The organism is Streptomyces sp. CA-249302, assembly GCF_050936785.1.
Lineage (GTDB): Bacteria > Actinomycetota > Actinomycetes > Streptomycetales > Streptomycetaceae > Streptomyces.
The window spans coordinates 9,841,931-9,857,846 of the sequence record NZ_JBNJMG010000001.1 but is presented as its reverse complement, the minus strand read 5'-3'; the positions used below and the strand labels follow the sequence as shown (position 1 = coordinate 9,857,846).

General features: G+C 70.6%; 14 protein-coding genes and 1 pseudogene. 2 read left to right on the top strand and 13 right to left on the bottom strand.

The window, feature by feature from the left end:
* Positions 1-103: 103 nt before the first annotated feature.
* The gene (locus ACQEWB_RS44485) at positions 104-1,444 is read left to right on the top strand and encodes a jacalin-like lectin (RefSeq protein WP_432841680.1); all 1,341 of its coding nucleotides are present in this window, start codon (positions 104-106) and stop codon (positions 1,442-1,444) included.
* Positions 1,445-1,465: 21 nt separating this feature from the next.
* Here the strand turns inward: ACQEWB_RS44485 and ACQEWB_RS44480 are convergent, their stop codons facing one another.
* The 9 genes and pseudogenes from ACQEWB_RS44480 to ACQEWB_RS44440 form a co-directional block, all read right to left on the bottom strand.
* Entirely contained in the window at positions 1,466-2,638 is a 1,173-nt protein-coding gene (locus ACQEWB_RS44480) for an alanine--tRNA ligase-related protein (protein WP_432841678.1), read from the bottom strand.
* Positions 2,639-2,872: 234 nt separating this feature from the next.
* Positions 2,873-3,250: a peptidase inhibitor family I36 protein gene (locus tag ACQEWB_RS44475; RefSeq protein ID WP_432841676.1), complete on the bottom strand. Its 378-nt coding sequence runs from the start codon at positions 3,248-3,250 to the stop codon at positions 2,873-2,875.
* 77 nt (positions 3,251-3,327) lie between these two features.
* Positions 3,328-4,206, bottom strand: a complete 879-nt coding sequence (locus tag ACQEWB_RS44470; RefSeq protein WP_432841674.1) for a hypothetical protein — start codon at positions 4,204-4,206, stop codon at positions 3,328-3,330.
* A 134-nt stretch (positions 4,207-4,340) separates the two neighbouring features.
* Positions 4,341-5,150 carry a lysophospholipid acyltransferase family protein gene (locus ACQEWB_RS44465; RefSeq protein WP_432841672.1) on the bottom strand — a complete coding sequence of 270 codons (810 nt, stop codon included), beginning with the start codon at positions 5,148-5,150 and terminating at the stop codon, positions 4,341-4,343.
* Positions 5,150-5,923 (bottom strand): GNAT family N-acetyltransferase, encoded by a 774-nt coding sequence (locus ACQEWB_RS44460; RefSeq protein WP_432841670.1) that lies wholly within the window; start codon positions 5,921-5,923, stop codon positions 5,150-5,152. Before ACQEWB_RS44460 ends, ACQEWB_RS44465 begins: the two co-directional genes overlap by 1 nt.
* A gap of 137 nt (positions 5,924-6,060) precedes the next feature.
* Complete coding sequence (locus ACQEWB_RS44455; RefSeq protein ID WP_432841668.1) at positions 6,061-6,477, bottom strand: protease complex subunit PrcB family protein; 417 nt, start codon at positions 6,475-6,477, stop codon at positions 6,061-6,063.
* A gap of 26 nt (positions 6,478-6,503) precedes the next feature.
* On the bottom strand, positions 6,504-7,253 hold the full coding sequence (locus ACQEWB_RS44450) for a succinate dehydrogenase/fumarate reductase iron-sulfur subunit (RefSeq protein WP_432841666.1): 750 nt from the start codon (positions 7,251-7,253) through the stop codon (positions 6,504-6,506).
* Positions 7,250-9,201, bottom strand: a pseudogene (locus ACQEWB_RS44445) (fumarate reductase/succinate dehydrogenase flavoprotein subunit). The gene ACQEWB_RS44450 and the pseudogene ACQEWB_RS44445 overlap by 4 nt, the downstream one beginning before the upstream one ends.
* Before the next feature lies 1 nt (position 9,202).
* Positions 9,203-9,874, bottom strand: coding sequence for a succinate dehydrogenase (locus ACQEWB_RS44440; RefSeq protein WP_432844339.1), 672 nt, complete (start codon positions 9,872-9,874; stop codon positions 9,203-9,205).
* 120 nt (positions 9,875-9,994) lie between these two features.
* Here ACQEWB_RS44440 and ACQEWB_RS44435 point away from each other — a divergent pair, with 120 nt between their 5' ends.
* Positions 9,995-10,882: a LysR family transcriptional regulator gene (locus ACQEWB_RS44435; protein WP_432841664.1), complete on the top strand. Its 888-nt coding sequence runs from the start codon at positions 9,995-9,997 to the stop codon at positions 10,880-10,882.
* Positions 10,883-10,923: 41 nt separating this feature from the next.
* On the opposite strand, the gene ACQEWB_RS44430 is transcribed toward ACQEWB_RS44435, so the two are convergent.
* From ACQEWB_RS44430 to ACQEWB_RS44415, 4 genes are all read right to left on the bottom strand, one after another.
* A complete protein-coding gene (locus tag ACQEWB_RS44430; protein ID WP_432841662.1) occupies positions 10,924-11,340 on the bottom strand; it encodes a DUF4440 domain-containing protein in 417 nt (138 codons plus the stop codon).
* Positions 11,327-13,462, bottom strand: coding sequence for a putative bifunctional diguanylate cyclase/phosphodiesterase (locus tag ACQEWB_RS44425; RefSeq protein WP_432841660.1), 2,136 nt, complete (start codon positions 13,460-13,462; stop codon positions 11,327-11,329). The genes ACQEWB_RS44430 and ACQEWB_RS44425 overlap by 14 nt, the downstream gene beginning before the upstream one ends.
* Positions 13,459-14,271 carry an SAM-dependent methyltransferase gene (locus ACQEWB_RS44420; protein ID WP_432841658.1) on the bottom strand — a complete coding sequence of 271 codons (813 nt, stop codon included), beginning with the start codon at positions 14,269-14,271 and terminating at the stop codon, positions 13,459-13,461. Before ACQEWB_RS44420 ends, ACQEWB_RS44425 begins: the two co-directional genes overlap by 4 nt.
* 250 nt (positions 14,272-14,521) lie before the next feature.
* On the bottom strand, positions 14,522-15,478 hold the full coding sequence (locus ACQEWB_RS44415; RefSeq protein ID WP_432841656.1) for an SCO0930 family lipoprotein: 957 nt from the start codon (positions 15,476-15,478) through the stop codon (positions 14,522-14,524).
* Positions 15,479-15,916 lie beyond the last annotated feature (438 nt).

Sequence of the window (15,916 nt, the reverse complement as noted above, 5' to 3'; positions counted from 1 at the left end):
GAACAAGCTCCTGCCGAGGCCACGACAAGCTTGGGTAACCAGCGGTAACTTCTGTCTAGCTCCTCCACCACAACCGCTTACTATCCCAGGAGTTAACACCCTCATGCGCAGACTCCTCGCCTGCCTGGCGGCGGCAGCCGCCGCCCTCGGCGGGCTCACCGCGGCGGCCCCGGCCGCGGTGGCCGCCGACTCGGGCACCTTCAGCGTGCTCAGCTACAACGTGGCCGGTCTCCCCGAAAGCCTCTCCAGCGCGTCGACGCCCCGCGACACCAGCACCACGGCGATCGGGCAGCGGATCGCGCCCTACGACATCGTCCATGTGCAGGAGGACTTCAACTACCACGCGTACCTGTACGCGGCGGACACCGCGCACGCCTACCGCACGCCGACCAGCGGCGGCGCCGGCATCGGCAGCGGGCTCAACACGCTCTCGAAGATCCCGTACGACACGGACGACTTCGAGCGCGTCGGCTGGAACTCGTGCCAGATCGACTCGGGCGACTGCCTGACCCCCAAGGGCTTCACCTTCATGCGGGAGCGCCTCGCCGAGGGTGTGTACGTCGACTTCTACAACCTGCACACCAACGCGGGCACGAACGACGGTGACGAGGCCTCCCGCGCGGACAACCTCAACCAGCTGACCTCCTTCATCCAGACCCACTCGGCCGGCAACGCCGTCGTGGTCATGGGTGACACCAACACCCGCTACACCCGCGCGGCCGACACCATCGCCGAGTTCGGCGCGGCCAACGGGCTCACCGACGCCTGGGTCCAGCTGATACGCGGCGGCAGCGCGCCGGCGAAGGGCAGCGACGCGCTGGTCTGCGACCAGACCGGGGCCACCGTCCCGAACACCTGCGAGGTCGTCGACAAGGTCCTCTACCGCAGCAGCAAGCTGGTCTCGCTGAACGCGACCTCGTACAACAACGAGCACGCCAAGTTCCTCACCGACGACGGCCTGATGCTCTCCGACCACGACCCGATCACGGTCGGCTTCTCCTGGTCGCGCAACTCCGCGTTCCAGCTGAGCGACCAGTTCGGCGGCCCGCACGGCGACTACTTCAACGACATCGACAGCGTGCCGGCCGCCGCCCGCGCCACCACCATCGCGCTGCGCTCGGGTTCACGGGTCGACCAGATGAGCGTCACTCTGGCCAACGGCACGACCCTGGCCCACGGCGGCACGGGCGGCACCGCGTCCTCGCTGACCCTCGGCAGCACGGAGTACGTCACCACCGCCTACCTCTGCCAGGGCGTGAAGGACGACCACACCCGCATCTTCTACGCCAAGTTCACGACCAACCTCGGCCGCACGCTGGCCGGCGGTACGACGACGTCGGACTGCGTGACCCGCACCGCGCCCTCCGGCTGGCAGATCGCCGGCTTCCACGGACGTACGGGCGACGAGGTCGACAAGATCGGCTTCATCTACACCCAGCGCTGAGCCGACCCCGGCCCGGGCACCTCACCTGTCGGAGAGCAGCCCCGTGACGAGATCGCGGGGCAGACCATGGGTGTCGTGGAGGTATCCGTAGTCCTCCTCGGTGAGGTGCCCCTGGAAGCGCGGCCGGCGGAGCACGCGTCGGCCGCGTTCGAGCAGACTCGTGAACCGCCGTTCCTCGTCGAGGAGTTGATCGCGCACCGGACCGGTTCCTACGGGCTGGTGGAAGTGGTCCAGGGTGTGCCGGACGAGTTCCTCCGGCAGGTCGGTCAGAGTACGGTCCGGGTCGTCACGCGTCAGCGTGGTGAGGAGACGGCGGATCAGGCGGCGCAGGACATAGCCGCGGCCCGTGTTGGACGGGCGTACCCCGTCACCGAGTACGACGAGGCTCGACCGCAGGTGGTCGCAGACCAGGCGGGTCGAGGGCTCGTCGTCCAGGTGCCAGAGGGAGGGCACGATCCGCGTCCAGGGCTCGAACAGGTCCGTCTCGTACACCGAGTTGCGGCCCTGGAGGACGGTGACGAGACGTTCCAGACCCATGCCCGTGTCGATGCCGGGCTGCCGCAGCGGTTCGAGGGTGCCGTCCTGGTGGCGGTGGTAGCGCATGTGAACGTGGTTCCAGATCTCCACCCAGCGCGGGTCCGTGGTGGGGGTGCCCTCGGGTGGGGTGTCGCCGGTCCAGACGAAGATCTCCGAGTCGGGGCCGCAGGGGCCGACCGGACCGTTGGACCACCAGTTGTCGTCGCGGGTGAGTTCCACCGGCAGTCCCGACTCCTCCCAGGTGCGCAGGGATTCGGTGTCCCGGCCCACCTGGTCGTCGCCGCCGAAGACCGTGACGTACAACCGGCTCTGCGGGATGCCGAAGCCGTCGCGCAGCAGCTCATGACCCCAGCGCAGGCTCTGTGAGTGGCCGTAGTCGCCGAGCGACCAGGAGCCGAGCATCTCGAAGACCGTGAGGTGGGTCGGATCGCCCACCTCTTCGAGGTCGGTGGTGCGCAGACAGCGCTGGACGTTGACCAAGCGCCGGCCCTGGGGATGCGGGCGGCCCAGGAGGTACGGCGTAAGGGGGTGCATGCCGGAGGTGGTGAACAGGACCGGGTCCGAGGGCGGCGGCAGGAGTGTGCTGCCGGTGATGAGGTGGTGGCCGCGGTCTCGGTAGAAGTCGGTGAAGGTGCGTACGGTCTCGTCGGTGTTCATGGCGGTGTCCCTTCGGGTCGTGGAAACCGGAGAGGACCGCGCGGTGGAGACGTCTGCGTGGGCGAGAAGAAGCCCCGGCGGTCCGTTCCGGCCGCCGGGGAATCGTGCTGAGGTCAGGCGTGGGCGGCCGGGGAGCTGGTCGCTCGCGCCGCCGCGCCGTGGGTTCGCCTCATGACCTCCATGAACTCGACGCTAACAGTCCTGGCACGGACCGTCCTGTGATTTTCCGGCGGCTCAGCAGCCGGTGGTCCAGATGTGGGAGTCGCCCCGGTCGTTGGCGTTGGCGTCGTAGCCGACCTCCTGGCCGGGCGCCAGGCAGATGGTGACGCCGCCGTTCTGCCAGGCACTGGCGTAGACCTTCACGTGGTCCTTGATGCCGGGGCCGGAGATCCCGTGGTTGGCCCACGAGCTGTCCTCGTCCGCGATGTTGCTCTCCCACCACCCATCGTCTCCCGTCCAACTCACCGACAGTCCTCCGAAGTTGGCGTCGGTGTAGGCGCAGAAACTCCCGGAGGCGCAGGTGGCGGCGGCCTGGGCGGTGCCCGGTACGGCGGCCACGGCGGTGCCGGCGGCGAGGAGGACTCCGGCGGCGGCGATGAATGACTTGCGCATGATGCTGTTCCTTTCGATGGGCATGGTTGTGCCGTGCGGTGGTGCGGGTGATGTGGTCCGAGTGGTGGCGGGGCGGCTCAGCGGCCGTGTCGGACTGCGTAGCGCAGGCCGTGGTCGCGCAGTCGGCGGTGCTCGTCGATCTGATCGGCGTACCGGGCACGCAGCTCGGCCGTGTGCCGCCGCTCCAGCTGGGTGCCGGTGGCCGCGAGGTCCGTGCTGCGGACGCACCGGGCCTCGGCGAGGGCGTAGCGCCGCTGAAGGGCGGTGGCCTGTCGTCGGCCCAGGTCACGGGCCTGGCGCTGCCAGGCGGCGCGCAGTTCGGCGGGGTCCTCGGCCTTGTGCACGGGTGCGACACAGCGCGACCAGCGGGCGAGGGCGGCCCGGTATGCCGGGTCCCGGGTGACGCGCTGGTGTGCGGCGGCCGCGAGGTTGTTGACGGTGACGTCGGTGCGGAACCAGGCCGCCTGGTCGCCGTAGAGGACGCGCTGCGCCTCGGCGAGGCAGCCGTCGCTGTTGGCCCTGACGACGAAGCCCGTGGCCGTACGGGTGGACAGCTCGCGGCGTCCGGTGCCGAACAGGGCGTCGGCCAGCCGCTGTTGCCGCGCGGCCGCGGTCCTGTCGAGCTTCGGCGTCGCGGGCCGACTCCGCCCCGTACCCACCGCGATGCCGAAGCCGTGCTCGGCCGCCCAGACGGGGTCGTCGATACCGTAAGGGAACTGCCGCTGCCCGTCCGCCGGTTGAGGCTCGGCTGAGGTAGGAGTCGGGATCTTACGATCCGTCAGGCACCGCTGCACGAGCTCGGTCTGGGCGCTCTTCAGCAGGTCGTCCTGGGCCTGTGCGGTCCGCGGCACGGACCGTACCGCGGCCCCCGACCCGGCACCGCCCGCGCAGCCGCCCACAAGGCCCGCCACGCACATCGACAGCGCCACCGTGGACACGATCCTGGAAGCCCGCACCGGGGCCACCCCCTGCCTTCAGCCGTCTTCCGACTCCCCCGTCGGCTCGTTCTCCATTAGAGGGGAGGGACAGGCGGTTGTGATCCTCTGAAGTCATAGGGCGGATCTTGCGCGGGCTTCACCCGACGCGGGCCTCAGGCCACCAACGCGGCGTGGGTCCAGTCGGGTTGGGGCGTGGCCCCGGGCTGGGCGGCCCGGGCGAGGGTGCGGCGGTCGGGGTGGGTGCCGGCCGGGATGACGGGCCGTACGTCCACCTCGGCCACCAGCCCCCGCACCGACACCACCCGCCACACCGAGGCGAGCAGCGAGTCGTCGCCGATGAAGGCGGGCGCCGTGCTGGCCGCGCCGCCGGTGAGGCGGTAGTGCAGACGTACGGGCTGGACAGGGACGTCGGCGTCCAGGGCGGCCTGGAAGACGGCGCGCCGGAAGTTGCCCTGGGCGCGGCCGCACCAGGTGCTGCCCTCGGGGAAGACCGCGACCGCGCTGCCGGCGCGCAGCGCGTCCGCGATGGCGGCGACCGTCTGCGGCAGCGCGCGCAGCCGCTCCCGGTCGATGAACAGGGCGCCGCTACCCGCGGTCAGGGTGCCCGCCACCGGCCAGCCCCGGATGTCCGACTTGGCGAGCATCCGGGCCGGCCGGACGGCCGCCATCAGCGCGATGTCCATCCAGGAGATGTGGTTGGCGACCAGCAGCAGACCGCCCTCACGCGGGGCGGCCCCGGTCATCCGGAGCCGCACACCCGCCGCCCGTACGATCCACCAGGCCCACCGCCGCACCAGCCCGGCCGGGATCCGCCCGCCGATCGGGAGGAGAGCAATCCCGGCGAGCAGCACCGTGATGACCGCGACCAGCCGCAGCACGGCGCGGGGTACGGCCGTGAGGGACCCGGTCGGCTCGATGCACGCCCTGGGGTTGCAGGGCGCGCTCGGCATCCAGACGCTCATCAGGCCGGCACGAGCGAGAGGAAGTGCCGCAGATAGCGCGGGTTGACCCGGCGCATCGACAGCAGCACGTACAGGTCGGCGACCCCGAAGTCCGGGTCGTGGGCGGGCTCGGCGCAGACCCAGGCGCCGAGTCGGAGGTAGCCGCGCAGGAGGGCCGGGAGTTCGGCCTTCGCGGCGGGGGCGGCGGCCGGGTCGGGGATCCACGGCAGCAGCGGACGTACCCGGTACTCCTCGGGGGCAAGGTACTTGGCCTGGACCCGGTCCCAGGTCGCGGAGGCGAGGGCGCCGCCGTCGGCCAGCGGGATGGAGCAGCAGCCGGCCAGCCACTCGTGGCCGTTGTCCACCATGTAGCGGGCGATGCCGGCCCAGATGAGGCCGATGACCGCGCCGTCGCGGTGGTCGGGGTGCACGCAGGAGCGGCCGACCTCGACCAGGCCCGGGCGGATCGGGGCGAGCGCGGAGAGGTCGAACTCGCCCTCGGAGTACAGCCGTCCGGCGACCGCGGCGCGCTCCGGGGGCAGCAGCCGGTAGGTCCCGACGACCTGCCCGGTCACCTCCTCGCGCACCAGCAGGTGGTCGCAGTACGCGTCGAAGGGGTCGATGTCGTAGCCCGGCTGGGGGGTGGCCAGCAGGGCGCCCATCTCGCCGGCGAACACGTCGTGCCGCAGCCGCTGCGCGGCACGCACGTCGGCCTCGTCGCGGGCGAGGGAGACGGTGTAGCGGGTGGGGGCGGCGGGCTTCGGGGGGCGGTCGAGGGTGGTTACGCCGGTCATGGCTCTCTCCTGGTCACCGGGGTCGGCGGAACTGCGAGCGGGGCCGGTGTCCGTGTGTCCGGCCGCAACAGTTCTTCCGATGCCGGTTGGCGAGCGCGTGACCTGTGCCAGGAGAGGGGATGTGCGGATGTTGAACGTCACACTCGCGGCCGGTGTACGGCGACTTCGAGGTGGAGATCGAAGCGTACGCCGTCGGGCTGTAAGGGCAGCGTCACGGCATGGAAAGGCTCGGTAATGGCGCATGTGACGGGCTGCCGGGGGCCGGGGCGGGTCTCGCGCGCCTCGACCCGGACGACGTCGTCCTCGCGGACCAGCCGAGTGATCTCGACGGAGTAGCCACCGGTGTTGCGGGTGCCGATGGCCACGAACAGCACCATGGAGGAGGCCCAGTCGACCGCGGGTGGTTCCGGCGGCGGGATGCGGTTGCCCGAGATGTTCCGCCACAGCACGTCCCAGCTCTCCTGGTCCTTCACGGCCTCGGCGAAGAACGTCCGCGCGGTGGAGTTGTGCTGCCGCACCAGGTCGCGGAACGGAATCTCGACGGGACCTCCCATGGCGCCTCCTCCGTGCCCGTACGGCGCTACCGCTTCGCCGCCTTCCGCGTCGCCCGCAGCCACTCCCTGTTCATGCTCGTGATGGACACCAGCGGGATGCCCTTCGGGCAGGCGGTCGCGCACTCGCCGGTGAGGGTGCAGCCGCCGAAACCTTCCTCGTCCATCCGGGCCACCATGTCAAGCACCCGCGTCTCCCGCTCGGGGGCTCCCTGCGGCAGCACGTTCAGGTGGTTGATCTTGGCCGAGGTGAACAGCATCGCCGCCCCGTTGGGGCAGGCCGCCACGCACGCCCCGCAGCCGATGCACTCGGCGTGCTCGAAGGCGAAGTCGGCGTCCGGCTTGGGCACGGGCGTCGCGTGGGCCTCGGGGGCGGCGCCGGTCGGCGCGGTGATGTAGCCGCCGGACTGGATGATCCGGTCGAAGGCCGACCGGTCGACCACCAGATCCTTGATCACCGGGAACGCGGCGGCCCGCCACGGCTCGATGTCGATCGTGTCGCCGTCCTCGAAGGCCCGCATGTGCAGCTGGCAGGTGGTGGTGCGCTCGGGCCCGTGCGCGTCGCCGTTGATGACGAGCGAACACGCGCCGCAGATGCCCTCGCGGCAGTCGTGGTCGAAGGCGACCGGGTCCTCGCCCCTGAGGATGAGCTCCTCGTTGAGGGTGTCGAGCATCTCCAGGAAGGACATGTCGGAGGAGATGCCGTCCACTTCGTACGTGGACATGGCGCCGTCGGCATCGGTGTTCCGCTGCCGCCAGACGCGCAGGGTGAGCTTCATGCGTAGCTCCGCTGGGTGGGGTGGACGTACTCGAAGACCAGGTCTTCCTTGTGCAGGGTGGGCGCCTCGCCGGTACCGGTGAACTCCCAGGCGGCCGCGTAGGTGAACTCCTCGTCCCGGCGGGCCGCTTCGCCGTCCGGCGTCTGGGACTCCTCGCGGAAGTGGCCGCCGCAGGACTCGGCGCGGTGCAGCGCGTCGAGGCACATCAGCTCGGCGAGCTCCAGGTAGTCGACGATCCGGTTCGCCTTCTCCAGGGACTGGTTGAACTCCTCGCCGGTGCCGGGCACCTTGATCCGCCGCCAGAACTCCTCGCGGATCTGCGGGATCCGCTCGAGCGCCTTGCGCAGACCGGAGTCGGTGCGGGCCATTCCGCAGAACTCCCACATGAGTTCGCCGACCTCGCGGTGGAAGGAGTCCGGGGTGCGGTCGCCGTCGACGGAGAGGAGCAGGTTGAGGCGGTCCTCGGTGTCGGCCAACACCTCCTGGACGGCCGGATGCTGGTCGGTCACCGGGTCCTGGTGCGGGTTGCGGGCGAGGTAGTCGTTGATGGTCGCGGGGAGGACGAAGTAGCCGTCGGCCAGCCCCTGCATCAGTGCGGATGCACCGAGTCGGTTCGCGCCGTGGTCGGAGAAGTTGGCCTCGCCGACCGCGAACAGACCGGGAACGGTGGTCTGGAGGTCGTAGTCGACCCAGAGTCCGCCCATCGTGTAGTGCACGGCGGGGTAGATCCGCATCGGGACGGTGTACGGGTCCTCGGCGGTGATCCGCGCGTACATGTCGAAGAGGTTGCCGTACTTCTCCTCGACGGCCTTTCGACCCATACGCTTGATGGCGTCGGCGAAGTCGAGGTACACGCCCTGCCCACCCGGCCCCACACCCCGGCCCTCGTCGCAGACGTTCTTCGCGGCGCGGGAGGCGATGTCGCGCGGGACGAGGTTGCCGAAGGACGGGTAGATGCGCTCGAGGTAGTAGTCGCGCTCGTCCTCGGGATCCTGTCGGCGGGACGGTCGTCGCCCTTGGCCTTCGGCACCCAGATCCGGCCGTCGTTGCGCAGCGACTCGCTCATCAGGGTGAGCTTGGACTGGTAGTCGCCGGTGCGCGGGATGCAGGTCGGATGGATCTGGGTGAAGCAGGGGTTGGCGAAGTACGCCCCGCGCCGGTGGGCCCGCCAGATGGCCGTCGCGTTGGAGTTCATGGCGTTCGTCGACAGGTAGAAGACGTTGCCGTAACCGCCGCTGGCGAGTACGACGGCGTCCGCGAAGTACGTGTCGATCTTCCCGGTGATCAGGTCCCGGGCCACGATCCCGCGCGCCCGCCCGTCGACGACGATCAGGTCGAGCATCTCGGTGCGCGGGTGCATCTCGATGTTCCCGGCGGCGATCTGCCGGCTGAGCGCCTGGTAGGCGCCCAGCAGCAGCTGCTGGCCCGTCTGTCCGCGGGCGTAGAAGGTCCGGGACACCTGCACGCCGCCGAAGGACCGGGTGTCCAGGAGGCCGCCGTACTCCCGTGCGAACGGCACGCCCTGCGCCACGCACTGGTCGATGATCTCGACGGAGATCTGCGCGAGCCGGTGGACGTTCGACTCCCGCGCCCGGAAGTCGCCGCCCTTGACGGTGTCGTAGAAGAGCCGGTGGATCGAGTCGCCGTCGTTGCGGTAGTTCTTGGCCGCGTTGATGCCGCCCTGGGCGGCGATGGAGTGGGCGCGGCGCGGGGAGTCCTGGTAGCAGAACTGGACGACGTGGTAGCCCTGTTCGGCCAGCGTGGCGCCCGCCGAGCCGCCCGCGAGGCCGGTGCCGACGACGATCACGGTGTGCTTGCGGCGGTTTGCGGGGTTGACGAGTTTCGCCTCGAAACGGCGGGTGTCCCAGCGCTCGTTGATCGGGCCGGCCGGGGACTTGGTGTCGGTGACGGGTTCCCCGGTCGTGAATTCCGTGTATTCGGCGGTCATTTCAGCTCACCACTCCGGTCATGACGCCCACGGGTACGGCGATGAAGCCGGCCGTGAGCAGCAGCGCGAGGACGTTGGCCGCGGCCTTCAGGGCCCGGTCGCGGGTGCGGCTGCCGGCACCGAGGGTCTGGGCGGCGCTCCAGAAGCCGTGCCGGACGTGCAGGCCCAGCGCGAGCATCGCGACGATGTAGATGACGTCGCCGTACCAGGTGGAGAAGGTGTCCACGACGTTCTGGTACGGGTGGCCCTCCTGGTAGCCGCCGGAGTGCACGGTGCCGGTGGTCAGGTCGAGAATGTGCCAGACGATGAACAGGCCGAGGATGATGCCGCCCCAGCGCATGGTGCGTGTGGCGTAGCTCGCCCGCGCCTTCTTGTGCACGTACTTGCTGGGCCGCGCCCTGATGTCGCGGCGGCTGAGCTGGTAGGCGGAGGTGGCGTGGGCGACCACGGCGACGACCAGCACGACGCGGACGAGCCAGAGCGTCCACTCGTAGTGCATGAAGGGTTCGCCGACGGTGCGCAGCCAGTGCGCGTAGTGGTTGAACTCGCCCGGTCCGAAGAAGATCTTCAGGTTGCCGATCATGTGGACGACCAGGTACAGCAGCATGATCAGTCCGCTGACCGCCATCACGGTCTTCTTGCCGACGGAGCTGTCCCACACGGTGCGCGCCATGGACGGCCGTCGGTCCGTCCGCGTTGCCAGAGCCATGGGTCAAGACGCTAGGGCCGAACAGCCCCATCGGTCCAAGACATGGTCCGGCTGGATTCAATAGGCGGAAGCTATCGTGACACCATGCAGTTCCAGCAGCTTCAGTACTTCGTCGCCGTCGCCGAGACCCGGCACTTCACCCGGGCCGCCGATCTGGTGCACGTGGCCCAGCCCTCCCTCTCCCAGCAGATCAAGGCGCTGGAGCGGGAGCTGGGGGCGGACCTGTTCCTGCGGGCGCGCGGGAACATCACGCTCACCGACGCGGGCGAGGCGCTGCTGCCGCTGGCCCGGCGGATCCTCGCGGACGCGGACACGGCGCGGCACGAGGTGCAGGAACTGGTGCAGCTGCGCAGCGGCCGGGTACGGCTGGGCGCGACCCCGAGTCTGTGCACGGGCCTGCTGCCGGACGTGCTGCGCGCCTTCCACGACCGCTACCCGGGCATCCGGCTGCTGATCGAGGAGGGCGGCTCGCACGACCTGGTCCGTGAACTCGCCCGTGGGGCCCTGGACCTCGCCCTCGTCGTCCTGCCACTGCCGACCCCCTCTCCCGCGCTGACCACGGTCGAGCTGCTGCGCGAGGACCTGGTGGTGGTGTCCTCCCCGGAGGCCCCGGCGCCGGGCGGCCCCGGGCGGCGGACCGTTCGGATCTCCGACCTGGAGCGCGAACGCCTTGTGATGTTCCGGCACGGCTACGACCTGCGCGAACTGACCGTCGCCGCCTGCCGCGCCGAGGGGTTCGAGCCGACGTTCGCGGTGGAGGGCGGGGAGATGGACGCGGTGCTGGGGTTCGTCCGGGCGGGGCTGGGGGTGGCCGTCGTACCGCGGATGGTGGCGGCACGGACGGGGCGGGGGCTACGGGTGACTCCGCTCGCCCGCCCCGGGCTGCACCGGACGATCGCGCTGGCCCACCGCAGCGACGTGGCTCCGCCGCGGGCGGCGCGGGAGTTGCAGCGGATGCTGCTGGAGCGGTGAGCGGGAGGCCTGGGCGGCATGACCCGCCGGAGAGGCTCTGTCTAGTCGGTACCCGGCGGCACCGGCGTGCTCTGGTGGTAGTACAGCCGCCAGCCGGTCTCCTCGCCCAGTTTGCGCCACAGTGAGCTGCGACGCGCCCGGCCGCCGTCGAAGTCCGTCTCGTACGTCAGATGCACCAGCCCGGGCGCCAGGACGACGCCCGTGATGGCCGACGGCTCGTGGCGCGGGCCGTCCGCCGCGCTGCCCGCGTGCTCCGGCAGCCAGGCGAGCATGTGCTCGTACGTGTAGCGCCGGCCCGAGGAGCCCACCTCGACGAACTCGGGGTCGAGCAGGCGCACGGCGTCGGCGCGGGAGGCGCGCACGGCGGGGTCCATGAGGGCCAGTTCGCCCTCGACGGCCTCCTTCACGTCGTCCGGTTCCTCGGGCACCGGGCCGTCCCGTCGCTCAGCCGGTGGCATCCACCAGCGCCAGTTCGTGCAGCCGCTCCGGTGGGCCCGGGCGGGCGTAGTACCAGCCCTGGGCCGTGTCGCAGCCCAGTATCCGCAACTGCTCGGCCTGGGCGCCGGTTTCCACGCCCTCGACCGTGACCGCGAGGTCCAGGCTGTGGGCGAGGGAAACGATCCCCTCCACGATCTTGAGGTCGACCGGGTCGGCGGGGAACTGCTGCATGCTCTGGGTGAAGGAGCGGTCCAGCTTGAGGATGCTGACCGGGAGGCGGCGCAGGTTCGCCAGGTTCGAATAGCCGGTGCCGAAGTCGTCGAGGGCGATGTCGACGCCCATCTCGGCGAGGCGGCGCAGGGGCTTGAGGAGGTCGTCGTCGGCGCCGATCAACGCCGACTCGGTGACCTCCAGGCAGAGCACTTCCGGTTCGACGCCCGCGCGTTCCAGGATGTCGACCGTGTCCTGGACCAGACCGGGGTGCGTGAGCTGGCAGGGCGAGAGGTTGACGTTGATGCGGAGGGGACCCGCTTCGTCGTACCGTTCTCGCCACTCGCGCGCCTGCCGGACGGACTGTTCGAGGACCCAGCGGCCCAACGGGACGATCAGGCCCGTGTGTTCGGCGAGCGGGATGAAGCGGTCCGGGCCGAGGACGCCGTGCTGCGGATGCAGCCAGCGGACCAGGGCCTCGGCGCCGCGGACGCTGCCGTCGCCGAGGTGGACCAGCGGCTGGTACTCGATGAAGAACTCGCCCCGGTCGAGGGCCGCCGGCAGCGCCGTGGTCAGCCCGTGCCGGGTGATGGCGCGGGCGTCGGCCTCCTCGTCGGCCAGCTCGAAGCGGTTGCCGCCCGCCGACTTGGCCCGGTACATGGTGATGTCCGCGCTGCGCAGCACCTCCGCCGGGCCGCGCTCGCCCGCCGGACCCTCGACGATGCCGATGGAGCCGCGCACCGTGAGCTCACGGCCGTCGACGCTGATCGGCGCGACCAGGGCGTTCATGATGCGGGTGGCGAGCTCGTCGACCTCGCGCTCGGTGTCGGGTCCCGTGGTCAGCGCGACGAACTCGTCGCCGCCGAGCCGGGCCACCATCTCGCCGGGCGCGGTCGTGCACGCCTGCAGCCGGTCGGCGACCTCGACGAGCAGCCGGTCGCCGGCCGAGTGGCCGAGGCTGTCGTTGACGGTCTTGAAGCCGTCCAGGTCCAGGTAGCACAGGCCGAAGCGCTGGCCCTTGCCCGCGGCCAGCGCCTTCTCGAGACGCTCGAAGAAGAAGGTGCGGTTGGGCAGTCCGGTGAGCGCGTCGTGGGTGGCCTCGTAGCGCAGCCGGAGGTTGAGCAGCCGCCGCTCGGTGGTGTCCTCCATGAGGGCGAGCTGGTACTGCGGCTCACCGTCGGCGTCCCGCAGCAGGGAGACCGTCAGATTGGTCCACAGGACCGTTCCGTCAGGGCGGTAGAAAGCTTTCTCGAGGTGGTAGTGCTCGCGCTCGCCGCGGACGAGCTCCTCGTAGAGCGTCCAGGTCTGCGGGGCGTCCTCGGGGTGCGTCCAGTCCTTGACGTTGCGGGTCCCCAGGTTCTGCTCGGAGAGGCCGAACATGCGCAGCAACGCGCCGTTCACCTGGAGGATGTTGCCGTCCAGGTCGGCCATGCCGATCCCTATGGCCGCGCCCTCGAACACCGCGCGGAAGCGGGCCTCACTCGTGTGCAGCGCCTGCGCCACCACGCCCTGAGCCTGAAGGGCGGCCGCGGAGATGGCCTCCTGCTCGGCCAGTGTGCGCTCCCGCAGCGCCTGTGCGAAGCCGGCCGCCATGGCGTGCTGAAGCCGCGAGGAGCGCGCCCGCAGCTCCTCCTGGTCGCCGTCCTCGCCGCAGTAGAGCACCAGATAGGCGTCGACGCAGTCCAGGGTGCGGCTGAGCGCCTCCGGGTCGGTGCAGTGCGCGGCGACCAGCGCGGCGCCCACCGCCCGGCCCTCGTCCGGTTCGAGCGTCCGGGTGTGCAGCGCCTCGCTCAACCGCCGGGCCAGCGGGAGGAGTTGCTCCTCCAGCTCGGGCCGGGTCAGAGACGTCGAGGTCACCGGGAACACCGCCCGGCTCCAGATCGTCGCGAACCGGCGCAGTCTGTCCTCCGGCCCGTCCGGTTCGGCGATCACGCGGTACGCCCCACGCCGGCGAACCCGGAGAAGGCATAAGGATCCTCGTCCTCCGGTGCCGTCTCCGGCCGCCACTGCGGCATCGGCACCAGTCCCGGTTCCACCATGTCGTACCCCTCGAAGAACCGCGCGATCTCCTCGCGCGAGCGCATGATCAGCGGGTTGCGGATGTCCTTGTAAACGTCGACCGTGCCCGCGGCCCGCTCCGGTGGCAGCGGGATTCCCTCGTACGAGGCATGCGTGAGGACGAGCAGGCTGCCGGGCGCGAGCGCGTCGCGCAGCTCCGCCACCGCCTCGTACGGGTCGTCCGCGTCTTCCACGAAGTGCAGTATGGCAACGAGAAGCAGCGCCACTGGCCGGTTCAGGTCGATCAGCCGCTCCACTTCGGCGGCGGCGAGGATCTCCTGGGGCTTGCGGAGGTCGGCGGCCACAACTCCCGCCCCCTCGTTGCCCGTCAGCACCGCCTGGCTGTGCGCGACCGCGACCGGGTCGTGGTCGACGTACACCACACGCGCCTCGGGATCGGCCGCCTGGGCCACCTCGTGGACGTTGCCGAAGGTCGGGATGCCGGAGCCGACGTCCAGGAACTGGGTGATGCCCTCCCCCACGGCGAAGCGCACCGCACGGCGCATGAACGCCCGGTTCGCCTGCATGATCTTGGGGAGTCCCGGCATGAACTCCATCGCCTTGCGGGCCGCCTCGCGGTCGACCTCGAAGTTGTGCGAACCGCCCAGGTAGTAGTCGTAGATGCGCGAGACGCTGGGCACCGAGATGTCGATGCTCCGGGGGGCCCAGGCGGGTCGCTCCATCTGTCTCTCCAAGGCGTAGGCGATCCGGTGTTCGAGCTGAGGCTACTGATCGCCTGCCAACGGGTCGACCTGAAACGGAAATTGACCGTCCGTTCCCGGTCACTGCCTGCGGCACGTGCCGTTCCTCACCTGGTGAAAAACGGCAAAACGGCGCCACGCCGAAAGCGGTCCGCCCCCTCCGTGCGGTGCGGAGGGGGCGGACCTGCGATCGAGCGCGCGTCCGGTGCGATCAACCCTGGGGAGGTGATGCCTACTTCTTCGGCGCGCCGATCGGCTTTCCGTCGGGCGACATGACGTACCAGGTGCCGCCGACACCCTGGCCGTTGGTGTCCCCCGGCTTGGTGTCACCGGAGAAGGTGTACGCCGGCCAGCAGTCGACGGTCATCTGCTTGACGCCGTCGGGCCGGGTGAAGCCCATCAGGCCCTTCTTCTCGATGCCCTCGGTGTCGTTCGCCGCGACCGGCGCGACGGCCGGCCACTTCTCCAGGCAGGAGCCGGTGCAGTTCGAGATCGGGTCGGGCCAGGCCACGTCCTTGATGAAGCGGTAGACCGTCATGCCGTTCTTGTCGACGACGATCTTGCCGAGCTTGGCGTCGTTCTTGACCGACAGGCCCGGCAGGCTCGCGAGGGTGGCCTTCTTGCCGGTGGGAGCCAGCGCGAACCACTTGCCGCCCACGCCCTGGCCGGCGACGTCCCCGGCCTTGGTGTCCTTGGCGTAGCGGTACGCGGGCCAGCCGGCGATGGTCAGCTGCTTGGTGCCGTCGGTGCGGGTGACCTCGCCGAGCAGCGCCTTGTCGATGCCGGCGCCGGCCGTGGCGTCGTCCGCGGGCACCGGCGGCCAGGTCTTGGCGCAGTCGCCGTCACAGTTGGACTTCGGCGGCTCGGCGGTGTCCGCGTCGAAACGATAAAGAGTGAGCCCGGCGCCGTCGGTCAGCACCTTGCCGAGCTCGGCGTTGCTGGTGACGGCGAGCTTGCCGGCGGGAGTGGTCTGGGTGGCGGCGCCCTGCTGGCCGTCGGCTCCGTAGCCGTTGCTGGGGCTGGCGCTCGCACCGGCGCCGACGCTGCCGTAGTCACCGGCCGCGGCGGTGGCGCCCACGTTCTGGCTACCCACTCCCGAGCTGGTGGTTTCCTGGCCGCACGCCGTAGTAAGGGCCAGCACGGCCGCGGCGCCCACCACGAACGAGGCGCTCCGCCAGGAGGTCTTCATCGTCAACAACTCCCCATAATCCCAAGGGTGTTGCAGCGCCCTGCTGCGCCGCCGCACGAGCATGGGTACGCATGAGACCTGCGGTTGTGTTCAACCGCCCCACAAATTTCTTTCCGGAACCTGTGACACCGGCGCACAAAGTCGCACATCCGTGCGCCCCTACGCGCCCACGAGGGCACGCCGGTCAAACCTCGGCACCGACCCAATCCCCCGTTCGGACCAATCCCGGCGCGCTCCGGCGTACGGGGGCGCGGCAGGGCTCATGATCTCCGTCGTGCATGGACCCGAACCAACCCAAACCACCCGTGCGGCAAGGGTGTTGGCGTTGACGACGCTCACCTGGCTGCTGGTCGGAGCGCCGTCCGGCGTGGCCAGGGCGGACGCCTGCGCGTACGCCTCGACCGGCCCGGACGGCATACAGGCGGTGGCGGTCGCCGG

Bases quoted from the DNA above. Each gene is read 5' to 3' on its own strand.
- ACQEWB_RS44465 (WP_432841672.1), bottom strand. From the start codon at position 5,150: ATGAGCGTCTGGATGCCGAGCGCGCCCTGCAACCCCAGGGCGTGCATC.
- ACQEWB_RS44435 (WP_432841664.1), top strand. From the start codon at position 9,995: ATGCAGTTCCAGCAGCTTCAGTACTTCGTCGCCGTCGCCGAGACCCGG.
- ACQEWB_RS44440 (WP_432844339.1), bottom strand. From the start codon at position 9,874: ATGGCGCGCACCGTGTGGGACAGCTCCGTCGGCAAGAAGACCGTGATG.
- ACQEWB_RS44415 (WP_432841656.1), bottom strand. From the start codon at position 15,478: ATGAAGACCTCCTGGCGGAGCGCCTCGTTCGTGGTGGGCGCCGCGGCC.
- ACQEWB_RS44480 (WP_432841678.1), bottom strand. From the start codon at position 2,638: ATGAACACCGACGAGACCGTACGCACCTTCACCGACTTCTACCGAGAC.
- ACQEWB_RS44430 (WP_432841662.1), bottom strand. From the start codon at position 11,340: ATGCCACCGGCTGAGCGACGGGACGGCCCGGTGCCCGAGGAACCGGAC.
- ACQEWB_RS44485 (WP_432841680.1), top strand. From the start codon at position 104: ATGCGCAGACTCCTCGCCTGCCTGGCGGCGGCAGCCGCCGCCCTCGGC.
- ACQEWB_RS44450 (WP_432841666.1), bottom strand. From the start codon at position 7,253: ATGAAGCTCACCCTGCGCGTCTGGCGGCAGCGGAACACCGATGCCGAC.
- ACQEWB_RS44455 (WP_432841668.1), bottom strand. From the start codon at position 6,477: ATGGGAGGTCCCGTCGAGATTCCGTTCCGCGACCTGGTGCGGCAGCAC.
- ACQEWB_RS44420 (WP_432841658.1), bottom strand. From the start codon at position 14,271: ATGGAGCGACCCGCCTGGGCCCCCCGGAGCATCGACATCTCGGTGCCC.
- ACQEWB_RS44475 (WP_432841676.1), bottom strand. From the start codon at position 3,250: ATGCGCAAGTCATTCATCGCCGCCGCCGGAGTCCTCCTCGCCGCCGGC.
- ACQEWB_RS44460 (WP_432841670.1), bottom strand. From the start codon at position 5,923: ATGACCGGCGTAACCACCCTCGACCGCCCCCCGAAGCCCGCCGCCCCC.